Consider the following 21,723-nt stretch of genomic DNA (forward strand, 5'->3'; position numbering starts at 1 on the left):
ATCAGATAGACATTAGCTCACTTGCTGAGCGGAGTAGAGATTTGGTTAATAAGCAAATCAACGCGACAGTCCCACCAATTCTTTTCTCTTTGGATTAAAGCTGCTTTTTTCATTGCAGAGGCCAACTCTGGTTGCTCTAAAATTTGTAGCATCCCCTCCGCTAGCTGAGCTGCATCATCAGGGGGTACAGCCAAGCCCGCTTCTTGTATTATTTTCTTACGATCCCCAATATCGGCCGTTACACAGGGAACACCGGCGGCAATACTTTCTAACAATTTTAGAGAAAGACTCGACTCCGCAGGTACTGATTGACGACGAGGATCAACTGAAAGCTCACCCAGACGATAATAATTAGCCACCTCACTCATAGGCACTCTGCCAACGAACCTTATATTTTCAAGCAAATTCATGCTTTCTGCCAACTGCTTCAATTCCACAAAATCCTCTCCAGAACCAACCATTATGAGTAAAACCGATGAGTTCTGTTGAAGAACAATGGAAAAAGCTTCAAAAAGCAAATCGACAGCATGACTGACCAAGCTCATGCTCCCAACATAAACAATAACACGATGAAATTCTTGAATATTCCACTTCTTCCTTAATTCTGCCAACTTGGTTGACAGAATCTCAGCACGATCCTCAGAGAATAGCTCTTTTTCCACGCCATTGGGCAACACAGCAATTCTCTCAATCGGATATCCAAGCTCTTGGTATCTTGTAGCAATAAATGAATTGCCGACGGTCATGCCTGAAGCAAATTTTGGCATCCAGTTTTCAAACCAAGCAACCACTTTTTGCTGCCATTTACTCGAAAAACGGTTATTAATCGCTTCAAAGTCATCGCTATCTAAATAAATTGGTTTATTCAGAATTGCACGCAACAACCAAGCTGCAAAACCATTCATTGGCTGCGTTTTACAAACCAAATAGGCATCAGTGGGAATCCAAAGAGCTGTCCAAAAGAGCCTAGCAGTGGCCCAAAGGGTTATGAATGCTAATTTTGGAGGAGAAAAATAGGTCTTTGTATTCCCAGTTTTCTTTACGTGCATTTGGGCTACATAGCGTATTTCAACTCTATCCACAGTAAAGGTGCGTTTCTCCAACTGTTCAAAATTATGGTGCAAAGCAAGCATTACAACCGAATAGCCACGCTTTGTCAAAGCCTTTGCTAGCGGCAAATATCGACCACCTCCACCAGGGCTTTCTAGACTTTGCGTTAATAAGAACGTAATTCTCAAATGAGCCTCTCTACACATTGCCTTATAGTGGAATACCCTTCCACTGTACTTAATTAACCATTGGTGCTAGTTCGCCCCAATAAAGACTTCTCCTTAAGCTAATCAGTACAACCCTGATTGAAAGCTAAAGGAGAAGTACAAAATGATAGACGAAATTCTGCTGTCTGACGAAGATTTTACGATATGTTTGTTTTGCATCGTTGACGATAAGATGTGTAATATTCCTAAACATAGCCAAGCCAATCTTTATCCGAGTGAGATGGTTACCCTTGCTTTGTTGTTTGCTTTGAAAGGGAGCGGCAATCGCTCATTTTACCGTTGGCTTGTCAAAAACCTGCGTCATCTGTTCCCCAATTTGCCTGAACGTACCCGCTTGTTTCGCTTGTTTAATGTCCATCAACAGTGGATTGACCTTTTCATGGCAGACCCGACGCTGATCGGTGTGATTGACGGTTTTGGCATTGAATTGATTCATCCCCGTCGAGAAGGACGCAGTGAAAAGCAGATTGGCAAGAAAGGTTTGTCAAACAAACGCTGGATTGTTGGTGGCAAATTGTGTCTGCTTCTCAACAATATCGGTCTGGTTGTTGGCTGGGATGTGGATACTGCTAATGTCTACGAAGGCACAGCCTTTCAACACCTTGTTGATGAGGTGGCTGAACAGATGCTTGTCTTTTCTGATACTGGCTTTGCTAAAGAGGGCTGGAATCCGCCCAATTTGAAGCCGTGTCCCAGAGGAACCTGGAATGACCGCATGATAATTGAATCGGTTTTGTCGATGTTGACCCGAGTTTGTCACTTCAAACAAGTTGGTCATCGCGTTTGGTCTTATTTCAAGAGCCGTGTCGGCTGGACAATGGCTCTTTTCAATATCCTGGTGCAGTGGAACGGGATTGAACCGGATGAAACAGGCTTTGTTCATCTTTCAATCGCCAATTTCAGCCTGTGATTTACTAGCACCAATGGTTAATTACTCAAAATTCTTGGCCAAAGCTCGTTATTTTGGAGGAAAATATGGAAAAAGCAAAAGTAATAATTTGTCTGAAAAATGTGATAGAATCTCGCCCTGTTGTAAATTGACCAACATGATTGAGAATTAAAATCCTTAACACAGTCCGTAAGAAACGATTTCTAGACTAGGACGGAGTTCGCATTCATTCTACATATCACTCTTGCTACAATTGTTTGCGGACGATTCATTTATTTACAAGCATAGAAGCAACTTTCAACAACCAGAAAGCAGCCCGGAGCAAAGCGCATTTTTAAAGATGCAAAAGGCTCAGGGCCGCTTTTTTTATGAATGCTGCTTCCATTAAATTATTCAAAGGGGCATGTACCATTGTTAGCAACTAAAGAAAATACTTCACTAATTCCACCTTATGGTGGTGAACTTGTTAACCTTTTTGTTCCGGCAGAAATGCGGGAAGAAAGAATTTCCTACGCCAGCCAGCTTCCTTCCATTCGTCTTTCAGATCGATCTGTTTGTGATTTTGAGTTATTGGCCGTTGGTGCCTTCTCACCGCTGGATCGGTTTATGGGGCAGGAAGATTACCAGAGCGTGCTAGACAATATGCGGCTGGCCAATGGGTATGTCTTCCCGATGCCAATTCCACTGCCGATTGATGATGAGGTAAAAGTGAGCGTTGGCCAGGAAGTTGCTTTGCGCGACCCACAGAACGAACTGTTGGCAATCATGACTGTGGAAGAGGTTTATGAATGGGATTTGGAAGAAACGGCCGTAAAAGCGTTCGGTTCTACAGATTTGCGGCATCCCATCGTGGCCGAAATGCACCGCTGGGGTAAACGAAACATCTCCGGCCCCATGCAAGTGTTGAGCCTGCCCACCCATTACGACTTCAAAGATATTCGCATGACGCCAGCCCAAACGCGTGCTGTTCTGGAAACCTTTGGCCACCAAAACGTGGTGGCCTTCCAAACCCGTAACCCCATGCACCGCGTCCATGAAGAGCTAACCAAAAGGGCTATTGCAGAAAAAGATGGTGTTTTGCTGCTGCACCCTGTTGTGGGCATGACCAAGCCTGGTGACGTAGATTACTTCACCCGCGTTCGCACCTATAGAGCATTGTCCAAAAACTTTTACGATTCGGATCGTATTCTGCTTTCATTACTGCCGCTGGCAATGCGGATGGGTGGCCCGCGTGAGGCATTGTGGCACGCCATTATTCGTCGCAATTATGGTGCGAACCACCTTATTGTGGGGCGTGACCATGCTGGCCCCGGTAAAGATTCGCAGGGCAACCCGTTCTATGGCCCGTATGACGCGCAAGATTTGGTCGAGAGCTTCAGCGAAGAAATTGGTGTGACCGTTGTGCCCTTCCGCATGCTGGTTTACCTGCCGGAAGAAGAACGGTATGAAGAAATCACCAAAGTCACTGATGATATGAAGACGGCCAACATCTCTGGTACGCAGGTGCGTGAGGAGTATTTGCACAAGGGCCAACTGCTACCGCAATGGTTCACCCGCCCGCCCGTGGCTGAGATTTTGTCAGAAACGTACCCGCCACGGCACCGCCAGGGTGTTTGCATTTGGTTGACCGGTTTGCACAATGCAGGCAAATCTACGACGGCCAATGTACTCACGACTTTGCTCCAGGAATACGGCCGTAACGTCACTTTACTCGACGGCGATGTTGTCCGTACCCACTTCTCTGAAGGCTTAGGCTACAGCAAAGAAGACCGTGATGACCATGTGCGCCGCATGGGCTACGTGGCATCCGAGATCGTACGGCATGGCGGGTTAGCCGTGTGTGCGGCCGTTTCCCCCTACCGCGCCACCCGCAACGACGTGCGCAGCATGATGGAAAACGATCATTACATCGAGATTTTTGTGGACACACCCCTGAACGTTTGCGAAAGTCGTGATACCAAGGGGATGTATGCTCAAGCTCGGAACGGCATGATTAAAGGGTTTACCGGCATCGACGATCCATATGAGGCGCCACGTCACCCAGAACTGCGTATTGATACGGTTGACAGCAGTGCAGAAGAAAATGCCCACAAAATTGTGGCCTTCCTGCTAGATAAGGGTTTCTTACGTCCCCATCACTAAAAACGACAATCAGTAATTGGCCGAATTGCATAATTACCCAATTACTCAATAACAAATGAACTATCAAAAGAGGATTAAACATGAGTGAACAACAAGGATTTGTACTATGGATGACTGGCCTGTCTGGTGCTGGCAAAACCACGATCGCTTTGGAACTATTGGACCAACTGGCTGACCGTAACCTGCGTCTGGAACGCTTAGACGGCGACGTTGTGCGCGAAAGCCTGACCCGTGATTTGGGTTTTTCCAAAGAAGACCGCACCAAAAACATCGAGCGCGTCACCTTTGTGGCCAAACTGCTCTCCCGTAACGGCGTTGGCTGCATCTGCTCCTTCATCTCCCCCTACCAATCCATCCGTGACGACGTACGGGCCAAAACCACTAACTTCCTGGAAGTATTTGTAGATGCTCCGCTGGACGTGGTCATCGACCGTGACGTGAAAGGGATGTACAAAAAAGCATTGGCTGGCGAAATTAAAAATTTCACCGGCATTTCCGATCCGTTTGAAGCACCAGAAAATCCGGACATCCACGTTCGCACCGATAAGCAAACCGTTGAAGAAAGTGCCGCTTTTATCATCGGCGAATTGGAAAAACTCGGCCTAATTCCGGTCGCTGAACCAGCGTAAACAACGCATATTCCATTCTTTTCTTTACGATTTACGAGATTGGAGAGTGGGGATTAAAAAATCTCCAATCTCCAATCTCTTTTTTTGCCGATTTATCAGCCACCGTTTATGCTTCTACCTTATGAATATTCAAGAAGCGTTGGCATACGGCCGTTCTCAACTCACCCCCACCTCTCCCACACCTCAACTGGACGCTCGCCTTCTGCTGGAACATTTGCTCAATGTGTCACACAGCTACCTGATCATTCATCACGATCAACCACTCACCGTCAAACAAGAAGATAACTTTCGCCAGTTGGTAACCCGTGCCTCCCAGGCGGAACCTATACCATACATCATTGGCCACGCACCCTTCTTCGACTTTGAACTACGCGTGGCTCCAAGCGTGCTCATTCCCAGGCCGGAAACGGAGCAGCTTGTTGAATTGGCCGTTAATTGGGCAAAGGCACATGAGGCAGGCAGGCCGCTAACGGCCGTAGACGTGGGCACAGGCAGCGGCTGTATCGCCATTGCGCTGGCCCGGTTTTTGCCAGATGTGCAGGTAACGGCCGTAGACATCTCCCTAGAAGCATTAGCCATTGCCCAGCAAAACGGGGAGCAGCTAGCATCCAACCGTATTCAGTTTTGCCAAAGCAATTTACTGCAAGCGGTTCGCCAGCCAATAGACTTAATCGTGGCCAACCTGCCCTACGTCACCAGCGGCGAGTGGCAGTCGTTGGCTGATGGGGTAAAATTGCACGAGCCAGCACTGGCTCTGGATGGCGGTGTGGATGGCCTGGAATTAATCAGGCAACTGTTGCAGCAAGCAACGACCAAACTCCGCCCCGACGGTGCTATTTTTTTGGAAATTGGCTGGCAGCAAGGAGAAAAAGCCCAACAGGTTGCCCAAGCGCATTTTCCAGATGCGGAGATTACTATTTTGCCCGATTTTGCCGGGCATGACCGATTTGTGAAGATTGTAAACCATTAAGAATCTATCGGAAAAGGCCACAGAGGAATAGGAGAAATCTGAGAAATGAACCTTTGCCTCTAAGCTCTCTGTGAACTCTGTGGCTAAGATTTGGACAAGTATTAAGGTTTGGGAAGAGGAAAGATTTTGCAACGGCCGTATTCACCCCAGCAGGCACAATTGCTGCCCGCCAACCAGCCGGGTGCCATTACACAAGCAGCTACTGAGGCCCGGGCAGGCAACCTGATCGTGATCCCGACGGATACGCTGTACGGCTTGGCGTGTGATGCCTTTAATGCCGAAGCGGTACGGGCCATTTATGCGGCCAAGCAACGGCCGTACAGCAAACCGATTCCTATCCTTTTAGCTGATCACACAGATTTGCCACGCGTGGTGCGTAACGTGCCACCTGTGGCACAAATATTCATCAACCAATATTGGCCGGGGCCGTTAACCATTTTGCTGCCCAAACATCCCGATTTGCCCGAAGAAATCTCTAACAACGACAGCGTAGCCGTTCGCATTCCAAACAACGAGGTAGGTCGCGCCATCATCCGGGCTGCAGGCGGGGCAATGGCGGTCACCAGTGCCAATCTTACTGGACAAGAACCGGCAGATACGGCCGTTGATGCCAAAAACAAGCTGGCAGGTTGGGTAACGGCCGTGGTCGATGATGGTCCCTCGCCACACGGTGCGGCCTCTACCATTTTGGATTGCACGGGCGGCAGACTAAACATCTTACGAGAAGGCCCTATCTCTGCACAATCGCTGCTGGGCCTGGCTGAACGATAATTTTATGAGTGCATTAATTATTCCCATCGCCCTGAGTTTTGCCGGGCTGCTGCTGGCCATTGCCACCTACCAGGGCATCCGGCGCGGCGGGGCGCGTTTTTATACCCTGGAACGCGAAGCAGTCTTGCGCCGCGCCATGCTGACACTACTGGGCAGCACGCTGCTGTTTATAGGTGCTGTGGGCTATATGGCAGCCCAGGAACTCCAGGCACAGGCGGCAGAGGCCGAAGCAGAGGCCGTGTTAGAAGGCGAAATCGAGGCCACCGCCACGCCAGAACTGAGCGTCTTCCCACCCACACCCTCCCCCAGCCCCACGGTGGACGCCGCTATCCCAACCGCTACACCCACTGCCATCTTATGCCGCGCCATTGTGGAAGGCACCTCTGGCAATGGGCTAACCCTGCGCGACGCGCCCGGTGGGGCCGATTTAGGAATTTTGCCCGAGGCCACGTTTGTCACGCTTATCAAAGATGAGCCGCCACAAGAGGCAAACGGCCTTGTCTGGCGCAAAATTCGGGACAATATCTCTGGCGATGAGGGCTGGGTAGCCGAACAATTCCTCTCGCTTGGCCCCGGCTGCGAATAGCATCTACCTTTCCTAGCCACCATGAATGAATATCCGCAGATTTCACAGATTTCGCAGATTCATTTTTTCTCTGCGTCTCTGTGCCTCTGCGTTAAGTTAGCTTGCAGGAGCGTGGCGTGATTATTGGCATCGATGCCAGCCGAACCATTACCGGGCAGCGCACCGGCACGGAGGCCTATGCCACCTTTTTGCTAAAGGCTCTCGTCCCCTTGGCTACTGCCCAAAACCACCAAATTCGCCTCTATTTCAATCAGCCACCGCCAACCAAGCTATTCCCCCAATCGCCGCAAGTTGAGCATGTTGTCATTCCCTTCCCGCGCCTGTGGACGCACCTGCGCCTGGCAGCCGAGCTGCACCGCCGTCCCCCGGACGTCTTTTTTACACCCGCGCATGTCATTCCCGTCAGCTATTTTGGGCCGTCTGTCGCCACGATCCATGATTTAGGCTACCACCACTTCCCGGAAGCGCACCCCCGGCGGCAGCTCGCTTATCTGCGCTGGAGCACGCGTCACAACGGCCGTCGCGCCCGCCGCATTGTGGCCGATTCCCAGGCCACCAAACAAGACCTCATTCAGCTAGACGGCATCCCCGCCGAAAAGATTGACGTGATTTACCCCGGCGTAGACCCCGCTTTGCAGCCCGTGACGGATGAGGCTGTGCTAACGGCCGTTTACGAAAAACACCACATCACCCCACCCTACCTGCTCTACCTCAGCACCCTCCAACCCCGCAAAAACCTGGTTCGGCTCATCCAGGCCTACGCCGCCAGCGGTTTGCCCCACCAGCTTGTCCTCGCAGGCAAACCGGGCTGGCTCTCCCAACCTATCCTGAACACAATCTCCAATCTCCAATCTCCAATCTCCCAAAAAATCATCCTGACAGGATTTGTGGATGAGACAGACAAAGCCGTACTGCTTTCAGGAGCAACGGCCGTTCTCTATCCATCGTTATACGAAGGGTTTGGCTTTCCCGTGTTGGAAGCGCAGGCGTGCGGAACGGCCGTTCTCACCGCCACTACCAGCTCCCTCCCCGAAGTTGCTGGAGACGCAGCCCTGCTGGTCGATCCGCTAGATACGGCCGCCATCACTCAGAGGATACAAAGGCTAGTTCAGGACAAAGCGTACCGGCAAGAATTGGTGCAACGTGGGTTTGAGAATGTGAAGCGGTTTAGTTGGGAGGAAACGGCCGTGCAACTCCTACAAACATTGGAAAAAGTCCACCACGAATGACACGAATAAACGAATTCAACAAATATTTGTGCCATTCGTCCATTCGCAAAATTCGTGATTTGTTTTTAAGCCACCTCCAACAGCACCTTTGCTAAGCGCATTGTCGGTTCCCAATCAGCCAGATCGCCGCCGTCTTCGTAGCTCCACCAAGCAGAGAGGACAGCCTGGGCCAGGCTCCACTGCCGCAGCCGCTCATGGTCGATGCTTAGCGTTTCTGCCAAAATGTCCAGCCGCCGCGCTGTAATTTGCTTCAATTCCGGCTCATCAAAAAGGGTGAAAGGATTACGCAGCAAAGCACCGACCTCGTAAGCTGGTTCCCCTGCCGCGCCCTTGGGGTCAATTACCGTCCAACCGTCGCCAGCGGACAAAATGTTGTAATGATGCAAATCGCCGTGGAGCAACACAGGTTCGCCGCTAGAAGCTAGTAGATCGGTGAAAAGGGAAACGGCCGTATCCACCAATCCCTCATCAAATGGCCCCGTTCCCCCACCAAATTCCTCATGCAATCTCACAAGTCCTTTGCCCCAATCCGCTACGGAGGGGAAATTGTGTTCAGCAGGCAGGGGTCGCCATAATTTCTGCATTGCCAAAGCCGCAATACGCGTCATCTCGTCATCGTTCGTGACGATGGTGAGCATTTCGCCAGGATCAAGCCGCTCCAACAGCAAAACACCTTTGTCGTGATCGGCATCCAGCAGGCGAACGCAGCCGCGCCCGTCATACAGCCGCAACGCCTCGATTTCGGTACTCAGCTCTCGGTTGGGAACGCCCACTTTTAGCACAATTTCGGTGCCGTCGGCCAGCGTAGCGGGGGTGACATAGTTGTAGGAGAGGGTGAAATTTGTAGGATGCACCACCAGCCCCCACCGCTGCTCACATTCCGCCAGCAGGTTTGGTAAATTCTCCAGCCACGCCGCCCCGCCCGCGAAGGTGCTGGTGACTGTTTTTACAAAGTGTGGTGGTAAATTCATCATAGGAGATTGGTTGATTGGAGATTGGAGATTGAAGCAAAAGAATCTCCAATCTCCTTTTTAACGGAGCAAAAAGCCCTGCCGCAGCGGGTCTTCCGGGTCGATGAGAAGGTGGTTGAGGCCGCAAATGTGGGCTGTGCCGCTGACCTGGGGGATGACCGCTTGATACGGCCCAAATTCCGTCGTCGCCACCACCTCCCCCGTAAAGGTACTGCCCAAAATACTCTCCACTACAAACGGCTCTTGAAGGCCAATTTCCCCTTTGGCAAAATGGAGTGCGGCGCGGGCACTTACGCCCGTGCCGGTCGGGCTGCGATCCACCTCGCCATCGGCAAAGATGCAGACATTGCGGCTGTGGTTTGCCGGATCGTGCGCCGCACCGACAAAAATAGTGCCGTACAAAAAGCCCAAATCCGGCTCAAATGGATGGATTATGGGCAAGCTGTCCATCACGGCGTGCTTGATACGTCGTCCCAAATCAATCAACTGGCGAAAATCATCGGCCGTTAGCCCGACTCCCACCGAATCTGCCTGCACAAAAGCGTAGAAGCCACCGCCGTAAGAAACGTCGTAGCGAACCGCGCCCAGGCCAGAAACCTCTACGGTCTGATCCAGTGCCAAAACAAAGGAGGGAACGTTTTGGAAGGAAACGGAGGTGATACGGCCGTTCTCTCGCACCCCTGTCGCTACCACCCGCCCGGCAGGCGTGTCAATCTTCAAAACTGGCTTGTCACCTTGCCTGTCAATCATCCCCGTGTCTAACGCCACCTTCGTAAGCGCGATAATGCCGTGGCCGCACATCGTGCTAAACCCCTCATTGTGCAAAAAAAGCACCCCCAGGTCACCATCTGCTGTGACTGGCTCAGTGAGGATGCAGCCGTACATATCCGCATGGCCACGCGGCTCCCACATCGTCGCCGTCCGCAGCCAATCCAGATTTTCTTGAGCATAACGCCGCTTGTCCAGAATCGTATCGCCAGGGATGTCCGGCAAGCCGCCAGTAAAAATGCGCAGCGGTTCCCCGCCCGTGTGAGCATCAATTGCTGTGATTCGGTGCCAATTTTGTGGGGGTGTCCAGGTATGCTGCATAAGGTTCTCCTAGTTTTGACGAGATAGTATCGGAGGTATTTTGCGAGGTTGTAGGGAAAAGGCAAGGGGTTCTTTCTGATGTATACTTTCCGAAACAATAGTTTCATAAAAAGAGGCATTCATGCGTATTCTTATCACCGGCTCCAGCGGCCAGATTGGCACCAACTTAGGACTTCATTTGCAGGCTCAAGGGCATTACGTTTTTGGCATCGACAAGCGGCAAAATACGTGGACAACTGAAATCGAGACGCTGCTGCAAGATTTAAGCACGCCGCAACGCAGCTTCCAGCACGGCATCGGCCACGTGGAATATCCGTCAAACCTGGATGCGGTGGTACACTTTGCCGCCCACGCCAAGGTGCATGAACTGGTGGAGCAGCCAGATCGCGCCCTGGAAAATATCACCATGACCTTCAACGTGCTGGAATTTTGCCGCCAGAACAACCTGCCGCTCATTTTCAGCAGCTCCCGCGAAGTGTACGGCGACATTCACCGCTACATCACCGAGGAGAGCTACGCCGATTTTGCCTTTACCGAAAGCCCCTACTCTGCCAGCAAAATTTCTGGCGAGGCACTCATTTACAGCTATGCGCAATGTTATGGGCTGCGCTATTTGGTGTTTCGGTTTAGCAATGTCTACGGCCGTTACGACAACGACCTGGAACGGATGGAGCGCGTCATCCCCCTGTTTATTCGCAAAATTGGCAACCGGGAGCCAATCACAGTCTATGGGAAAGACAAGGTGCTGGATTTTACCTACATCGACGATTGCGTCAGTGGCGTGGCGCGCGGGCTGGAGCGACTGGTCAACGGCGAAATTAAAAACCACACCATCAACCTGGCATTTGGGCAAGGAAACAGCCTGGTAAACATGGCCAAATTCATCGGCGAGGCGTTGGGTGTAGAGCCAAATATGACAATTGAACCAGCTCGCGTGGGGGAAGTAACGCATTACGTAGCCAACATCGGCAAAGCCCGCGCCCTGCTGGATTACCAACCCACAACCTCTTTGCGGGACGGGCTTCGTAAAGCGGTTGAGTGGAGCACGAATTGGTGGGAAAGTAATCAGTAGGTCAGTGTTCAGTAATCAGTAAACAGCTACTGAACACCGACTCAATGATTACTGAATACCGAATACAGGCTCCTGGCCCTTTGGTACTATGTTGGGAAGTGACAAATCTGTTTACACTTTTGGCGAACGGTCGAGATGGATGCAACGGCCGTTTTTGAGACATACTGGCCAAAGATGCTTATGGACAACAACGCTGCTTTACTCAACACCCTTTTACAACAGGCAGAAACGGCCGCCCAAAAACACGGGCAGCAATCTCGCCAAACCAAGCAAGCCATCAGCCGCAAGCTAGAACGTACTGATAGCGAAACGGTGGCCCGCCAGCTAGACGAAATTTACCAATACCGCGTTTCGCGCATTGCCGCCGCCTGGCGCATTGCCCAACAGCTTACCCTGTATAACAAAGAATCATGGTAGCCGACGTTAGCCTAAAACAGGGGCAAATTTGGTGGACACAGCCACCAGAAATGCCCACCCCCCAACCTATCCTCGTTATTCAAAGTGATGCCTTTAACCGGAGTTTGCTGGAAACGGCCGTGTGCGTCACCCTCAGCCCAGATTGGAAACTGGCTCCTGCTCCTGGTAACGTGCTTATTTCCCAGGCCGATTCTGGCTTACCCAAAGCCTGCGTCGCCAACGTCGCTCAGGTCATCACCATCGACCGCCGCTTCCTTACGGAATATGTTGGCACCGTGCCCCCCTTCATTTTAGAAAGCGTCCTCGACGGCGTACAGCTCGTCGTCGGCCGCAGTTAACCACCTCTGAAACAGTAGCCAAAATAGCTCTGACGAGTAAACTGGATGCAATCGCCAGGAATTTACCGTGCATGAGTGCTTCGCACGGCTTTGCAATCTACAAACGAGGGAAAGGAAATCTCATGAGAATTGAAGCAGATATTAAATTGGGTTTCAAAGATGTAATGATCCGGCCAAAGCGATCCACGCTTAGCTCTCGTTCGCAAGTGTCGTTGTTGCGAACATTCACCTTTTGGCACAGCAAACAGACCTGGGAAGGTGTGCCCATCATCGCGGCCAACATGGATACGGTGGGCACGTTTGAGATGGCGACTGAGTTGAGCAAATTTCATATGATGACGGCCGTACACAAACATTATTCTCGCCAACAGTGGCACGACTTCATGCAGTCGGCCGATGAATCCGTAACTAAGCATATCGCCGTTAGCACAGGCACTGGGCAAGAGGATGCCGACAGGCTCGATTACCTGCTCGGTGAATACAGCCAGCTCAACTTCATCTGCATTGACGTGGCCAACGGCTACTCTGAGCATTTTGTTCACTTCGTCAAGCGCGTGCGCGATAAACATCCCGACAAAACGATCATGGCAGGCAATGTAGTCACTGGTGAAATGGTGGAAGAGCTGCTGCTGGCCGGGGCAGACATCATCAAAGTAGGCATCGGCCCTGGCAGCGTTTGCACCACGCGCATCAAAACCGGTGTGGGCTACCCTCAGCTTTCGGCCGTCATTGAGTGCGCCGACGCTGCCCACGGGCTGGGCGGGCAAATTATCTCCGACGGTGGCTGCAAGGTGCCAGGCGACCTTGCCAAAGCGTTTGGCGGCGGGGCTGATTTTGTGATGCTGGGCGGCATGTTGGCTGGGCATGATGAATCAGGGGGTGAACTCATTGAGATGGACGGCCAACCATTTAAGCAATTTTACGGCATGAGCTCACAAACCGCGATGAAAAAACATGCGGGCGGCGTGGCCGAATACCGCGCCTCGGAAGGCAAGACGGTCAACATCCCTTATCGCGGGCCAGTTGCGGAAACCGTGCAGGACATGCTGGGCGGATTGCGATCTTCCTGTACCTACGTCGGTGCCAAGCGACTCAAGGAACTCACCAAGCGCACCACCTTCATCCGCGTTCAGGAGCAGCATAACGAAGTATTTTCGTAGAGGTAGTCAAATCTACAAAAATTTGGCACACTATTTAGCATGGATGCGCCTGTTTCAACAAACCCTACTGTAAAATCATCCCAAACCACTACAAATGGGTCGTGGACGGCCGTTCACACTTGGATACAAACCCCCGTAGATATTGCCGTGCTGGTCTATTTCCGCGTGGCGTTTGGCGCGATTATGATGTGGGAGATGTGGCGATACAGCAGCTACGGCTGGATTAGCCGCTACTGGATTGAGCCATCGTTCCACTTCACCTATTTTGGCTTTGAATGGGTGAAACCGTGGCCGGGCATCGGCATGTACTTTCACTTTGGGGTGATGGCCCTGCTGGCGTTCTTCATCCTGGTGGGCATGTGGTACAGGCTTAGCGCCACCCTCTTCTTTTTGGGCTTCACCTACATCTTTTTGCTGGAGCAGGCACAATATCTCAACCATTTTTACCTCGTTTGCCTCATCGCCTTCATCATGATCTTTTTGCCAGCCAATAAAGCGTGGTCTGTAGACGCGTGGCGGCAGCCAAACGGCCGTTCCGACTGGATGCCGAACTGGAGCCTGTGGCTGCTGCGCTTTCAAATTGGCGTGCCCTACTTTTTTGGCGGTCTGGCCAAAATTAACGGCGACTGGCTGCGCGCCCAACCCATTGAATTCTGGCTGGCGTCTCGCACCGATTTTCCGCTAATCGGCCAATTTTTCACCGAAAAATGGATGGCCTACGGCTTTGCCTACGGGGGGCTGCTGCTCGATTTGCTGGTGGTTCCCTTTTTGATTTGGCGCAAAACACGGCCATATGCCTTCCTCGTCGCCGTTTTGTTCCACCTCACCAACGCCCGCCTCTTTTCTATTGGCATTTTTCCCTGGTTCATGATTGCGGCAACGGCCGTTTTCTTTGATCCCGGCTGGCCGCGGCAGGCACTTCACTTATTTGGAGCTGGCCAACGAGAAGCTGCGGCACCAGCCAAAATCAAGCTGCCGAGTTGGGGATTGGTGCTGCTGGCGGGCTTCGTGTTGCTGCAACTGTTGCTGCCGCTGCGCCACTTCGTCATCCCCGGCAACGTGAGCTGGACAGAGGAGGGACATCGCTTTGCCTGGCACATGAAGCTGCGTGACAAAGATGCCACTGCTACCTTCACCCTTACCGACGCGGTGGGCGAATCTTGGCAGATTGAGCCTCTGGAACACCTGACGGCGCGGCAGCTGCGCAAAATGTCCAATCGGCCTTACATGATTTTGCAATATGCTCACTTTTTAGCCGATGAGGCTGTAGCACAAGGGCACGATGGTGTTGAGGTAAGAGCCGAGGTGTGGGCTTCTTTGAACGGCCGTCCCCACCAACTGCTCATCGACCCCACCATTAACCTGGCTGCCCAGCCCCGCACCCCCTGGGTAGTTGATTGGATTGTGCCGCTCTCCACGCCGCTTTTCCCAGAAGAATCTTAGAATTTGCTTCTGAAAACGGCACACTGTTGTCACATCCTAACTTTAGCCAGAAAATAGAGCCATGCAGTTACGCAAGCGATGGATCAGTTTTCTCATCATGACGATTTTGCTAGCCGGGTGCGGTCTGGCACAGTTGCCAGAAACGCCCCCTGTGCCTACCCCAGTAGCAACGGCCGTTTCCTGGGACATCTCCCAATTTCCCGCAGGCGAGATGGTAATCGACCCCGTGAGCGATGTAGTACCACAAATTGATCCCCAAATTTCGGGACTGGTTGATGCCGTCTCGCAGCAGCAGCTTACGGGCTACGTGCAAACGATGCAAAGTTTTGGCAATCGCAATGTGTTTAGCGTTACGGACGATCCCAACTTTGGCATTGGTGCCACTCGGCAATGGCTGGTGGATGAGTTTGTGCGGGTGGGGAACGGCCGTTTGGAAGTTACCACCCAAGAATTTCCCCTCTTTTTCAATGGCCTTGCCACCACGCCTTACAACGTCGTCGCTACCTTGCCCGGCCGCAGCCCAAGCAACGACATCATTGTGGTAATGGCCCACTACGACAACCGCGCCCCGGAACCAACCGATGGCGAAACATACGCCCCCGGTGCCAACGACAACGGCTCCGGCATTGCCCTCCTGCTAGAATCTGCTCGCCTGCTCACTGCCTACGAATGGAATCAAACCATCGTCTTTTTGGCCGCTGCCGCGGAGGAGCAAGGCACTTTTGGCTCACGTCACTTTGTGCAAACCGCCTTTTTAGATGGCATGAACGTGATTGCCGCCATCAATTACGACGCCATCGGCGGGCGCAGCGGCATTCCCCAATATGCCAGGCTGTTTGCTCCGAATTTGCGCGAATCCCCCTCTGGTGAGCTAGCACGTTATTATGAATATATTGCCGGTCTTTACGTCCCTACCTTTCCTGTGCAGGTCATTGATGCGTTGGACCGCGAGGGACGTTGGGGGGATCATCGGGAATTTGTCAACGCGGGGATGCCCGGCATTCGTGTCATCGAATCGGTAGAAGACCCGGACATGGTAAACTCCCGCCTAGATATCTGGGAGCGGATTGATTACAACTATCTGGAAAAGATTGTGCAGATGAACATTGCTGTCGTCGCAAACTTAGCGGGCGCACCACCAACGCCGCAAACGCCCATTATCCAAACGTTGGACTCCGCTGGCGATTTTTGGCTGCGCTGGCCCACAGACCCAACCGCGGCGGGGTATGCGATTTCTTTCCGGCCAATTTCGGAGGGCACCTTCACTACCTTTCGCTTCGTTCGGGGCAACGAGGCTGGCAATGTGGCTCTCACCGGCCTGGACCCTGCCACAAGGTATGCGGTTAGCTTAACAGCTTTGGATGCAAACGGCCGTCTTGGTGATTTCACCCCCGAAGTCATCATTGAACCCAGCACCGCAACGGCCCAAAATCCTTAATGGCTGTAATAAAGATCGTAATAAATTTTGGCTATGCTTGGGCACAAGCAAGGTAAGATGGATGAGCAGGCCACCATTCTCAACAGTTACTCATCCAATTAAGCCAATTTTTGGGTAAGATAGATACAAGTTCCTACAAATTCGATCTTGATATTTTGGACAAAAACCATTATTGTTAGGAACGGTAATTGGTAATCTTTATAAAGCGAGGCTAAATTATGTTGGTTTTGTTGGCATCCATTTTCTTTTACATCTTAATTGTGGCTTTTGTTCAGAAACGCCGCCGTCAGCTTCAAGCACAAACCATTGCCATTGCCAAGAAACGCCAACAACGACTTCGTAGACAACAGCACAGCCGCTTTTAATTTTTAACTTATCTCAATAAAACAGTTCAGGCAGGTTCCCAGTGGGAACCTGCCTGTTTTTGTTTTACCTTAATGATTTTTGCCCAGTGTGGGCAGCTCACTGCTTCTTCCGCCCCAGGTACCAGAGCAAAAACAAAACGGCCGCAGCCAATAAAGCATAGCCTGCCCATTTTCGCTCAGGTGCAGATGTCTCTTGTGGCTCGGTGCGGGCAATCCAGTCAAATGTTTCTAGCAGGCCCGTCTGCAACGGCCGTGTAGTCCAACCCAGCTCTGCCCGTGCTTTGTCTGACCGGGCCATGTAAGTGGCTCCTAAACTGCCCACTGCTTCTTCAGAGAATAACTCTGGCAGCGGCAGCACAGACCCAACAGCTCCCACCACTGGCGCAAATTTGCGCAACGGCCGTCCCGCTAAACGAAACGACGGCGGCTTGCGGCCAATCAGGTGCGCCCAAAAATCAACCATCTCATTCAGGGGAATAGCTGGCCCCGTCAGGATGTAGCTTTCACCAACCGTCCCTTTTGCCGCCGCCAGCAAATGTCCCTCGGCAATGTCGTCCACATGGGCATAGGTCAACGTTAAGTCAGACCCTGGCAGAGCGGGCAGACCCCGATAAAATAGTCGCATCGTTTGTGCCACAATACTACTGTCTCCGGGGCCATAGACTGCGCCTGGCATCACAATGATAATCGGTGCACCTTTTTCGATGAGCGGCATTGCCACTTTGTAATGCGCCAGCCATTTGGTACGGTCGTATTCCGTCAGGAACGGCCCCTCCTTGTAATATGTTTCATCCACCAACTGGCCCTGTGTATCGCCGAAGACAGCTATCGTGCTGGTATACACAATTTTGGGAATGCCAAGCTCATGCGCCTGCCGCAGCACGCGGCGTGTACCTCCCACGTTAATTGATTCTGCCTGACTCGAGTCTGAGGCACCCACCTTGTACCAGGCGGCAACGTGAAAAACCACATCGCACCCTTCCATTGCCGGGCGTAGGGAGGCAGCATCGGTGATGTCACCCATAAAAACGACGGCCCCTAGCTGACGCAAAAAATTGGCACTTTCTTCCGAGCGCGCCAGAGCATGTACAGTATCGCCACGGGCAACGAGTTTTTTAACTAAGTGTTGTCCAATAAACCCTGACCCACCTGTTACAAACGCTTTCATAAAAAATTTCCTCATCAAGTATCATCAATGAATTTGAGGGCATTATACCTGAGCGAGCAAAAGTTGACAGTTTGGCAACGGCCGTTTCTCTTGCCTCCAGTATAGGCATTGATATAATCTGATTCACAAATTGGGCGCGTAGCTCAGCTGGTTAGAGCGTTCGGTTCACATCCGAGAGGTCGTTGGTTCGAGTCCAATCGCGCCCACAAATCTGTGATCTAAAAGACCCGTTTGGGTCTTTTTTTGTTCTCTACTCGCTTGAACCACCACCCTTGGCACGCATCTGGCCACCGTGCAAACCAACTACCCTAGAGACTGGCAGAACAAAGATTACCCCGTTGTGCGGTTCTTCCATGTTACCTAGAATTTCCTCGGTAACGTGAATAATCTGGTCTACCATTTCCTCCGTTTCCACCACGGTGAATAGCGTTCGGTGCCGCTCCTCACGAGTTTGCAACAAGCGACTTAGGCTAGGCATGAGGGGAATATCATCCCGAATGCTTAGCTTTCTGACCCGCCCCATGCCGGTGCTCTCAAAAATGGTAATGCCCCCTACCCCTTGAGCATCCCAGGCTTCCAAAATGGTCGAGCATTGATTCACATCATCCAAAACGAGCATAATCATGTGGTACATATAATTCTCCTCCTCTCTATGGTACTCGATGTTCGCACGACCACCTATTGCGGACTTGGTTTTGTACGGCCGTCTGTCTGTGTTTGGTTGGCAAAAGCAGCTCTGAGCATAGGGGGCGTAACCAACGTGGCCATGATGACCATGAACACAGCTATTGAAAAATTCTCGTGCGTGATGAGGCCAGCCGTTAGGGCAAAGGAAGCCACAATTAGCCCCACTTCTCCACGAGACACCATGCCGATACCCAACTGGAATGCTTCCTTGTTGGTGAATCCGGTGATTCTGGCTCCTAAGCCGCTTCCCCCAATTTTGCTAATGATGGCAATGAGGGTGAAAACGGCCGCAAACCACCATGCATTCCCGCTAATGGCCCGTAGATTTACCTGTAGGCCAATATCCACAAAGAAAATCGGTACAAAAAAGGCGTAGGCAATTGCCGAGATACCCTCTTCAATCTCTTCCCGGATGGGTGTACGACCCAGAAATAGTCCGGCTAAAAATGCGCCAGTGATGGCCGCCATGCCGCCAATAATTTCGGCCGCGTAGGAATAAAGCAGGCAGATTACCAGCACAAACGCCAAAGTGCCTCGGCTAATGGGCAGGCGATTAATTCTTTGCGCCAGCCAAGGCAAAATCCAGAAACCAATTGCGGACGCAACGACCAAATATAAAACCATATTCACAACAGTCAGCAAGACGCCAGAAATTCCACCACCGTCACCAACGAGCACAAAGGAAACAGAAAGCACCAAAATGACGAGAATATCATCGAAAACGGCCGCTCCCAACAAAGCTAGCCCCACCCGACTCCGCAATACTTTCAGCTCCATCAACGTTTGGGCTGAGATGCTAACGCTGGTAGCCGCCAACGTCAGCCCCAGGAAAAGTGCTTCTTGTGAACTGGCATCAAATAAAACGGCCGCACCAAAGCCCAAGCCCAGCGGCACAAGCACCCCCAACACCCCAGACAGTGCCGACACCTTGCCTGCATTCAGCAAATCTGGCAGATGCAGTTCGAGTCCGGCTAATAGCATCAGCAAGATAACTCCTAGCTCTGCCATCAGTGCTAAAAGCTCTTCCAACGTTTCTGCATGATGAAAGAAAAGCGTCCAGTTGTGCAACATATCTAGCACCGTTGGGCCCAGCACCAAACCGGCCAATAGCTCGCCTAACACAGAAGGTTGGTTGAAGCGAGTGCTAATAAACCCGCCCAATTTGGCAGCCACGATAATGATGACAATTGCCAGGATAAACTCTAAAAAATCACTTTCCATCGCAAATCCTTGGTTAGTTGCAAAAGGTTCTTAGGGGGCACCTTTGTGAGGCTTGTCAGGAGCGTGTCACAGTATGAACAGATCTTCTTGGCCCGTATGGAATTTATACTGCAAGCCGCTTGACGACGTCAATAGTCACTCGGTCGCCTTCTCGTTTAAGCTGCACGGTGTCTCCATCGTTTATGCCCGCAATAATATCTGCATCAAACTGATAGGCATAGGGGATATTTTCTAACGAACAGGCCGGGGCACTTTGCTGGTCAATTTCTGTATTGACAATGGCAACGGGGGCTTTGCCGCGATAGAACAGCTCTAGAAGCACGTAGGGGGCAACGGTGGAGCCACTCCCCTTGGGGAAGATGGCAATCTTGCCTGCCATGCTTTGCCCGTCGGCGGGATGACCAGGCTCTTCGATGACGCCACTTTCCCGATTGACAAAACCCAGCAAAGTAATAGGCGTATCGGTGACAAAGGCAACGGCCGTCACGCAGAAGTCGGTTTGGGAGGGGAGACCGTGACCAGTGGCGGTGAAGGTTTCGCTGACCGGGCGACGGGGCGACGGGGTGACGGGGTGACCAGGTAATGGGACAGCTTGTTTTTCTTGTGTGGTTCCCAATCGCTGATCTTCAATCTCCAATTCGCCAGTGGCCAGGGCAACGCAGTCTGCCAGACGCATAACGGCCGTTGGAATGCCATTCAGCCCCGATTTGATGTAATGCTCTGCTTTCATTGAGTTTGTGAGGACGTGATGCACCCAGGCCTGATCGTAGGGCACCACTTCGGGGCAGGTGTTTTCCAGCAGCAGTGCGCCGCTGCGGGTAATGATTTCAGCCAATCCAGTTTTTTCGACAATGGCTTTGTTGGCCGCAGAGGTAAACACCCAGAGCGGTGGCGCGTGGGGATCAAGCTGCTTGCCTTTCAGCAATTCGGCCGTGGCGCGCAGCTCCCCCACTGATGCCTGGGGGCAGCCAATGGTAATGAGGGAAACGGCCGTTTTCGGTGCCAATTCCTCATACCGCTGCTGCAACTCAGATGTACCAAATACTAGCTGGGCTTGAAAATTGGCTGGCGGTGTCTCGCCATGACCATCCAAATACAATAGTGGGCAACCGTAATTCGCGGCGGCGGCCGTGAGTGCCTTCTTCTGCTCATGGCTTAACGCGGCTGGCAGCCCCTTGATCAGCGGAATCGGGCCATATGGCATCTGCCACGACGGCTGCCGCTGCTTGCCAATCCAATCTCCTAAAACGGAAAAATCCGTTGGGTCTGCCATTGGCGCAGTAACCACCACTTCCAAATTGGGGCGGCGGTTTTCGGCCAGCATGAGGCCGTATTTGGGCGTGTAGCCCGTGAGTGCCGCCGCCAGGGCAGACAGACCCGATTCCCGGTTAGTCACCAGCCCAGTGTAGGAATTGCCAAAGCAGATAGCATTGGATTCTGCCCAAGCCGCTTCGCCTGTGGTGACGACGCCTTCCCATTCGTAGGGAATGCAGGATTGGGTGGGACGCACGCCCAATTGCGCATATCGGGCCACAATTTCTGAGTTGTGCGCCTTAAAGTTGGGAGCCACAATGCGCATCGCCTCAAACTGGGCTTCGTCGCAGCCAGCAGCGTTGAGCGTAGTAGGCACAGCCACTTTGGCCTGTGGGTCTTCGGCCAGGCGTACCAAAAATTGGCGCAAGCCTAGCCCGCCCGTCAAGGGCGACACGCCAGACAGATGCGCACTGGTAATAGGGACTAGCTCTGTTGCGCCAGCCGTCGCGGCCAAATCTAGCAGCAGCCGCATCCCCATTTGGCGTGCCTGGCCCTGCTGGCCGTCTAGCATCGCTTGTTGTGCTTGGTTTAACTTAATTTGCATCAT

20 protein-coding genes and 1 tRNA gene are annotated in these 21,723 nt (G+C 52.0%); 14 read left to right on the plus strand and 7 right to left on the minus strand.

Annotation, left to right across the window (positions count from 1 at the left end):
* Positions 1 to 17: 17 nt before the first annotated feature.
* Positions 18 to 1,238 carry a glycosyltransferase family 4 protein gene (locus ACOQPU_RS13180; RefSeq protein ID WP_420645559.1) on the minus strand — a complete coding sequence of 407 codons (1,221 nt, stop codon included), beginning with the start codon at positions 1,236 to 1,238 and terminating at the stop codon, positions 18 to 20.
* A 142-nt stretch (positions 1,239 to 1,380) separates the two neighbouring features.
* Between ACOQPU_RS13180 and ACOQPU_RS13185 the strand changes: the two genes are divergently transcribed.
* From ACOQPU_RS13185 to ACOQPU_RS13215, 7 genes are all read left to right on the plus strand, one after another.
* Entirely contained in the window at positions 1,381 to 2,187 is an 807-nt protein-coding gene (locus tag ACOQPU_RS13185; protein ID WP_420643598.1) for a transposase, read from the plus strand.
* A gap of 351 nt (positions 2,188 to 2,538) precedes the next feature.
* A complete protein-coding gene (locus tag ACOQPU_RS13190) occupies positions 2,539 to 4,308 on the plus strand; it encodes a bifunctional sulfate adenylyltransferase/adenylylsulfate kinase (protein WP_420645560.1) in 1,770 nt (589 codons plus the stop codon).
* 80 nt (positions 4,309 to 4,388) lie between these two features.
* Positions 4,389 to 4,937: an adenylyl-sulfate kinase gene (gene cysC, locus ACOQPU_RS13195; protein WP_420645561.1), complete on the plus strand. Its 549-nt coding sequence runs from the start codon at positions 4,389 to 4,391 to the stop codon at positions 4,935 to 4,937.
* A 121-nt stretch (positions 4,938 to 5,058) separates the two neighbouring features.
* Entirely contained in the window at positions 5,059 to 5,907 is an 849-nt protein-coding gene (prmC, locus tag ACOQPU_RS13200) for a peptide chain release factor N(5)-glutamine methyltransferase (protein WP_420645562.1), read from the plus strand.
* 108 nt (positions 5,908 to 6,015) lie between these two features.
* Positions 6,016 to 6,678, plus strand: coding sequence for an L-threonylcarbamoyladenylate synthase (locus ACOQPU_RS13205; protein ID WP_420645563.1), 663 nt, complete (start codon positions 6,016 to 6,018; stop codon positions 6,676 to 6,678).
* 4 nt (positions 6,679 to 6,682) lie between these two features.
* The gene (locus ACOQPU_RS13210) at positions 6,683 to 7,264 is read left to right on the plus strand and encodes a hypothetical protein (protein WP_420645564.1); all 582 of its coding nucleotides are present in this window, start codon (positions 6,683 to 6,685) and stop codon (positions 7,262 to 7,264) included.
* 116 nt (positions 7,265 to 7,380) lie between these two features.
* Positions 7,381 to 8,493, plus strand: a complete 1,113-nt coding sequence (locus tag ACOQPU_RS13215) for a glycosyltransferase family 4 protein (protein WP_420645565.1) — start codon at positions 7,381 to 7,383, stop codon at positions 8,491 to 8,493.
* A gap of 65 nt (positions 8,494 to 8,558) precedes the next feature.
* On the opposite strand, the gene ACOQPU_RS13220 is transcribed toward ACOQPU_RS13215, so the two are convergent.
* Both ACOQPU_RS13220 and ACOQPU_RS13225 read right to left on the minus strand, forming a co-directional pair.
* The gene (locus tag ACOQPU_RS13220) at positions 8,559 to 9,467 is read right to left on the minus strand and encodes an aminoglycoside phosphotransferase family protein (protein ID WP_420645566.1); all 909 of its coding nucleotides are present in this window, start codon (positions 9,465 to 9,467) and stop codon (positions 8,559 to 8,561) included.
* Between the two features lie 57 nt (positions 9,468 to 9,524).
* Positions 9,525 to 10,553 carry a proline racemase family protein gene (locus ACOQPU_RS13225; RefSeq protein ID WP_420645567.1) on the minus strand — a complete coding sequence of 343 codons (1,029 nt, stop codon included), beginning with the start codon at positions 10,551 to 10,553 and terminating at the stop codon, positions 9,525 to 9,527.
* Between the two features lie 121 nt (positions 10,554 to 10,674).
* Between ACOQPU_RS13225 and ACOQPU_RS13230 the strand changes: the two genes are divergently transcribed.
* The 6 genes from ACOQPU_RS13230 to ACOQPU_RS13255 all read left to right on the plus strand — a co-directional run bounded on the left by ACOQPU_RS13230 (position 10,675) and on the right by ACOQPU_RS13255 (position 16,421).
* On the plus strand, positions 10,675 to 11,625 hold the full coding sequence (locus ACOQPU_RS13230) for an NAD-dependent epimerase/dehydratase family protein (protein WP_420645568.1): 951 nt from the start codon (positions 10,675 to 10,677) through the stop codon (positions 11,623 to 11,625).
* A gap of 135 nt (positions 11,626 to 11,760) precedes the next feature.
* Entirely contained in the window at positions 11,761 to 12,042 is a 282-nt protein-coding gene (locus ACOQPU_RS13235; protein WP_420645569.1) for a hypothetical protein, read from the plus strand.
* Positions 12,036 to 12,380, plus strand: coding sequence for a type II toxin-antitoxin system PemK/MazF family toxin (locus ACOQPU_RS13240; RefSeq protein ID WP_420645570.1), 345 nt, complete (start codon positions 12,036 to 12,038; stop codon positions 12,378 to 12,380). The genes ACOQPU_RS13235 and ACOQPU_RS13240 overlap by 7 nt, the downstream gene beginning before the upstream one ends.
* Positions 12,381 to 12,502: 122 nt before the next feature.
* Complete coding sequence (locus tag ACOQPU_RS13245; RefSeq protein WP_420645571.1) at positions 12,503 to 13,540, plus strand: GMP reductase; 1,038 nt, start codon at positions 12,503 to 12,505, stop codon at positions 13,538 to 13,540.
* A 39-nt stretch (positions 13,541 to 13,579) separates the two neighbouring features.
* Positions 13,580 to 14,983 (plus strand): HTTM domain-containing protein, encoded by a 1,404-nt coding sequence (locus ACOQPU_RS13250; protein ID WP_420645572.1) that lies wholly within the window; start codon positions 13,580 to 13,582, stop codon positions 14,981 to 14,983.
* Positions 14,984 to 15,044: 61 nt separating this feature from the next.
* On the plus strand, positions 15,045 to 16,421 hold the full coding sequence (locus ACOQPU_RS13255) for a M28 family metallopeptidase (RefSeq protein ID WP_420645573.1): 1,377 nt from the start codon (positions 15,045 to 15,047) through the stop codon (positions 16,419 to 16,421).
* Positions 16,422 to 16,883: 462 nt separating this feature from the next.
* Here the strand turns inward: ACOQPU_RS13255 and ACOQPU_RS13260 are convergent, their stop codons facing one another.
* The gene (locus ACOQPU_RS13260; RefSeq protein ID WP_420645574.1) at positions 16,884 to 17,954 is read right to left on the minus strand and encodes an NAD-dependent epimerase/dehydratase family protein; all 1,071 of its coding nucleotides are present in this window, start codon (positions 17,952 to 17,954) and stop codon (positions 16,884 to 16,886) included.
* A 132-nt stretch (positions 17,955 to 18,086) separates the two neighbouring features.
* Between ACOQPU_RS13260 and ACOQPU_RS13265 the strand changes: the two genes are divergently transcribed.
* Positions 18,087 to 18,160: transfer RNA gene (locus ACOQPU_RS13265), tRNA-Val, on the plus strand.
* Positions 18,161 to 18,204: 44 nt separating this feature from the next.
* Here ACOQPU_RS13265 and ACOQPU_RS13270 read toward each other — a convergent pair.
* The 3 genes from ACOQPU_RS13270 to ACOQPU_RS13280 form a co-directional block, all read right to left on the minus strand.
* Positions 18,205 to 18,588, minus strand: coding sequence for a P-II family nitrogen regulator (locus ACOQPU_RS13270; RefSeq protein WP_420645575.1), 384 nt, complete (start codon positions 18,586 to 18,588; stop codon positions 18,205 to 18,207).
* 44 nt (positions 18,589 to 18,632) lie between these two features.
* Positions 18,633 to 19,862 (minus strand): cation:proton antiporter, encoded by a 1,230-nt coding sequence (locus ACOQPU_RS13275; protein WP_420645576.1) that lies wholly within the window; start codon positions 19,860 to 19,862, stop codon positions 18,633 to 18,635.
* 103 nt (positions 19,863 to 19,965) lie between these two features.
* The gene (locus tag ACOQPU_RS13280) at positions 19,966 to 21,723 is read right to left on the minus strand and encodes an aconitase X (RefSeq protein WP_420645577.1); all 1,758 of its coding nucleotides are present in this window, start codon (positions 21,721 to 21,723) and stop codon (positions 19,966 to 19,968) included.

It is taken from the genome of Candidatus Leptofilum sp. (assembly GCF_965223285.1).
Lineage (GTDB): Bacteria > Chloroflexota > Anaerolineae > Promineifilales > Promineifilaceae > Leptofilum.